This window comes from Pseudofrankia sp. EUN1h, assembly GCF_001854645.1.
Taxonomy (GTDB): Bacteria; Actinomycetota; Actinomycetes; order Frankiales; family Frankiaceae; genus Pseudofrankia; species Pseudofrankia saprophytica.
The window spans coordinates 1-1691 of the sequence record NZ_MBLN01000035.1; the positions used below are offsets into that span (position 1 = coordinate 1).

The 1691-nt window shown below is 70.1% G+C and carries 3 protein-coding genes; all 3 read right to left on the minus strand.

Annotation, left to right across the window (positions count from 1 at the left end):
- Positions 1–651, minus strand: a 651-nt coding sequence (locus tag BCD49_RS08190; RefSeq protein ID WP_071041347.1) for an SDR family NAD(P)-dependent oxidoreductase, incomplete at its 3' end; no start/stop codon positions are given.
- Positions 652–757: 106 nt separating this feature from the next.
- On the minus strand, positions 758–1498 hold the full coding sequence (locus BCD49_RS08195) for an SDR family NAD(P)-dependent oxidoreductase (RefSeq protein ID WP_007509861.1): 741 nt from the start codon (positions 1496–1498) through the stop codon (positions 758–760).
- A 99-nt stretch (positions 1499–1597) separates the two neighbouring features.
- Positions 1598–1691, minus strand: a 94-nt coding sequence (locus BCD49_RS42050; RefSeq protein ID WP_116439375.1) for an SDR family oxidoreductase, incomplete at its 5' end; no start/stop codon positions are given.

Here is a 1691-nt window from a genome sequence, read left to right on the forward strand (position 1 = left end):
CGCCCGGCGGACCGGGACCCTGGTGGCGTGCTCCTCGACCGAGGTGCCGAGGTAGCCCTTCTCCTCGGACCTGCGCAGCATCGGGGTGTCGACGAAACCGGGCGGGATCGTGTTCACGGTGATGCCGCTGGGCCCCAGCTCCAGGGCCAGCGCCTTGGTGAAGCCRATCAGCCCGGCCTTGGACGACACGTAGTGCACCATGAACGCCTGGCCGCCCTGGGCGCTGGAAGACGAGATGTTCACGATCCGGCCCCAGCCCGCCGCGGTCATGTCGGGCACGACCGCCTGGCAGCAGTAGAACGGCCCGCTCAGGTTCACCTTGAGCATCTTGTCCCACAGGTCATCGCTGATCTTCAGGAACTTGTTGCTGGCGGTGAGGCCTGCGTTGTTGACGAGCACCAGCACCGGGCCGTATGCCTCGCGGGCGCGGTCCATCGCCGCGTTCACCTGCTCACGGCTCGACACGTCGACGCTGCCGAGGGCGATCGCCTCCCCGCCGTTCTTGCGCGCCTCCTCGGCCACCTGCTCGGCTGCCTCGGCGTTCAGGTCGAGGACGGCGACCGCGAGGCCGTCCTCGGCGAGCCGCAGCGAGATCGCCCGCCCGATGCCCGACCCGCCGCCGGTGACGACCGCTGTCCGTCGCTCGGTCACTACCGCGAACCTCCTTGGTAAAGGAACCTTCCCCATCCAGCCCTATCGGACCGGCGAGGCACGGCGCCCACAGTGGTGATGCAAGGCTCAACAGTCAACGTCGTCGTCAGCGCGCGACGTAGCCGCCGTCGACCGGCATGGCCACGCCGGTCATGAACGAGGACTCGTCACTGGCCAGGAAGAGCGCCGCCGCGGCGAGCTCCTCCGGACTGGCGAACCGGGCCATCGGGTTCGGCACCTTGATGTCCGCGGGCGGCGTGGGACCGGCCTGGGCGGCGGCCATGCCGGTCCAGGTCATGCCCGGGCAGACCGCGTTGACCCGGATGCCGGACTTCGCGTAGTCGAGGGCCGCCGACTTGGTGAGCAGCACGACGCCGCCCTTGGCCGCCGAGTAGCCGCCCTTGCCCTTCCAGCCGACCATCCCGGCGTTCGACGCCGTGTTGATGATCGAGCCACCGCCGGTCCGCAGCATCACGGGGACGGCGTACTTGATGCCGAGGAAGACGCCCTTGATGTTCACCGCGAGGAGGCGGTCGAGCGTCTCCTCGTCGAGCTCGTGGATCGGCCCGAACGGGCCGGAGATGCCGGCGTTGTTGAACAGCACGTCGAGCCGGCCGAACTCGCGCTCCGCCGTCTCGACCATGTTCTGGACCTCGGCGGCCACGGCCACGTCCACCGCCACCGCCACCGCGCCCGCGCCGATCTGCGCGGCCGTGTCCTTCTCGGAGCCGTTCAGGTCCGCGCACACGACCTTGGCGCCCTCGGCCGCGAACAGCAGCGCGGACGCCTTCCCGATCCCGGACCCGGCACCCGTGACGATCGCGACCTTGCCGTCCAGCCTTCCCACGACAACCTCCAGTGGACGCCGATGTCCTTACCGACTGCCCCAGCACCGACTGCCCCAGCGGCCGACGACCGCGACCCAGCCGAAGCCGGGGACGGCGTCCTAGGTGTTGCGGCCGCCGTTGACGCCGATGATCTGGCCGGTGATGTAGCTGGCCTCGTCGCGGCACAGGAACGAGGTGGCCGCCGCGATGTCC